General features: G+C 50.9%; 1 rRNA gene. It reads right to left on the reverse strand.

Features of this window, described 5'->3' with window-relative positions:
- Positions 1-33: 33 nt before the first annotated feature.
- A 23S ribosomal RNA gene (locus HYE77_RS15175) occupies positions 34-2927 on the reverse strand.
- Positions 2928-3101: the final 174 nt, after the last annotated feature.

Below are 3101 nucleotides of genomic sequence, written 5' to 3' on the forward strand. Positions count from 1 at the left end.
TGGTCTCTTCGACGCAAATTGCTTGGGTGTTATATGGTCAAGCCTCACGGGCAATTAGTATTGGTTAGCTCAACGCCTCACAGCGCTTACACACCCAACCTATCAACGTCGTAGTCTTCGACGGCCCTTCAGGGAACTCAAGGTTCCAGTGAGATCTCATCTTGAGGCTAGTTTCCCGCTTAGATGCTTTCAGCGGTTATCTATTCCGAACATAGCTACCCGGCAATGCCACTGGCGTGACAACCGGAACACCAGAGGTTCGTCCACTCCGGTCCTCTCGTACTAGGAGCAGCCCCTCTCAAATCTCAAACGTCCACGGCAGATAGGGACCGAACTGTCTCACGACGTTCTAAACCCAGCTCGCGTACCACTTTAAATGGCGAACAGCCATACCCTTGGGACCGGCTTCAGCCCCAGGATGTGATGAGCCGACATCGAGGTGCCAAACACCGCCGTCGATATGAACTCTTGGGCGGTATCAGCCTGTTATCCCCGGAGTACCTTTTATCCGTTGAGCGATGGCCCTTCCATACAGAACCACCGGATCACTAAGACCTACTTTCGTACCTGCTCGACGTGTCTGTCTCGCAGTCAAGCGCGCTTTTGCCTTTATACTCTACGACCGATTTCCGACCGGTCTGAGCGCACCTTCGTACTCCTCCGTTACTCTTTAGGAGGAGACCGCCCCAGTCAAACTACCCACCATACACTGTCCTCGATCCGGATAACGGACCTGAGTTAGAACCTCAAAGTTGCCAGGGTGGTATTTCAAGGTTGGCTCCACGCGAACTGGCGTCCACGCTTCAAAGCCTCCCACCTATCCTACACAAGCAAATTCAAAGTCCAGTGCAAAGCTATAGTAAAGGTTCACGGGGTCTTTCCGTCTAGCCGCGGATACACTGCATCTTCACAGCGATTTCAATTTCACTGAGTCTCGGGTGGAGACAGCGCCGCCATCGTTACGCCATTCGTGCAGGTCGGAACTTACCCGACAAGGAATTTCGCTACCTTAGGACCGTTATAGTTACGGCCGCCGTTTACCGGGGCTTCGATCAAGAGCTTCGCGTTAGCTAACCCCATCAATTAACCTTCCGGCACCGGGCAGGCGTCACACCCTATACGTCCACTTTCGTGTTTGCAGAGTGCTGTGTTTTTAATAAACAGTCGCAGCGGCCTGGTATCTTCGACCGGCATGAGCTTACGGAGCAAGTCCTTCACCCTCACCGGCGCACCTTCTCCCGAAGTTACGGTGCCATTTTGCCTAGTTCCTTCACCCGAGTTCTCTCAAGCGCCTTGGTATTCTCTACCCAACCACCTGTGTCGGTTTGGGGTACGGTTCCTGGTTACCTGAAGCTTAGAAGCTTTTCTTGGAAGCATGGCATCAACCACTTCGTCATCTAAAAGATAACTCGTCATCAGCTCTCGGCCTTAGAATCCCGGATTTACCTAAGATTCCAGCCTACCACCTTAAACTTGGACAACCAACGCCAAGCTGGCCTAGCCTTCTCCGTCCCTCCATCGCAATAACCAGAAGTACAGGAATATTAACCTGTTTTCCATCGACTACGCTTTTCAGCCTCGCCTTAGGGACCGACTAACCCTGCGTCGATTAACGTTGCGCAGGAAACCTTGGTCTTTCGGCGTGGGTGTTTTTCACACCCATTATCGTTACTCATGTCAGCATTCGCACTTCTGATACCTCCAGCAAGCTTCTCAACTCACCTTCACAGGCTTACAGAACGCTCCTCTACCGCATCACCCGAAGGTGATACCCGTAGCTTCGGTGTATGGTTTGAGCCCCGTTACATCTTCCGCGCAGGCCGACTCGACTAGTGAGCTATTACGCTTTCTTTAAAGGGTGGCTGCTTCTAAGCCAACCTCCTAGCTGTCTAAGCCTTCCCACATCGTTTCCCACTTAACCATAACTTTGGGACCTTAGCTGACGGTCTGGGTTGTTTCCCTTTTCACGACGGACGTTAGCACCCGCCGTGTGTCTCCCATGCTCGGCACTTGTAGGTATTCGGAGTTTGCATCGGTTTGGTAAGTCGGGATGACCCCCTAGCCGAAACAGTGCTCTACCCCCTACAGTGATACATGAGGCGCTACCTAAATAGCTTTCGAGGAGAACCAGCTATCTCCGAGCTTGATTAGCCTTTCACTCCGATCCACAGGTCATCCGCTAACTTTTCAACGGTAGTCGGTTCGGTCCTCCAGTTAGTGTTACCCAACCTTCAACCTGCCCATGGATAGATCGCCCGGTTTCGGGTCTATTCCCAGCGACTAGACGCCCTATTAAGACTCGCTTTCGCTACGCCTCCCCTATTCGGTTAAGCTCGCCACTGAAAATAAGTCGCTGACCCATTATACAAAAGGTACGCAGTCACAGAACAAAGTCTGCTCCCACTGCTTGTACGCATACGGTTTCAGGATCTATTTCACTCCCCTCTCCGGGGTTCTTTTCGCCTTTCCCTCACGGTACTAGTTCACTATCGGTCAGTCAGTAGTATTTAGCCTTGGAGGATGGTCCCCCCATATTCAGACAAAGTTTCTCGTGCTCCGTCCTACTCGATTTCATGACTAAGAGATTTTCGCGTACAGGGCTATCACCCACTATGGCCGCACTTTCCAGAGCGTTCCGCTAATCTCAAAGCCACTTAAGGGCTAGTCCCCGTTCGCTCGCCACTACTAAGGGAATCTCGGTTGATTTCTTTTCCTCAGGGTACTTAGATGTTTCAGTTCCCCTGGTTCGCTCCATACACCTATGTATTCAGTGTAAGGTAACCATCTTATGATGGCTGGGTTCCCCCATTCAGACATCTCCGGATCAAAGTCTGTTTGCCGACTCCCCGAAGCTTTTCGCAGGCTACCACGTCTTTCATCGCCTCTGACTGCCAAGGCATCCACCGTATGCGCTTCTTCACTTGACCATATAACCCCAAGCAATCTGGTTATACTGTGAAGACGACATTCGCCGAAAATTCGCAATTACTTACAAATTTTACCTTAGCCTGATCCGTTACCAGTGAAAGTAACGTTCAGTCTATCTTTCTATCACATACCCAAATTTTTAAAGAACGATCTAATCAAAGACTAGAAATCAA

Source organism: Pseudomonas sp. IPO3774 (genome assembly GCF_013386835.1).
Lineage (GTDB): Bacteria > Pseudomonadota > Gammaproteobacteria > Pseudomonadales > Pseudomonadaceae > Aquipseudomonas.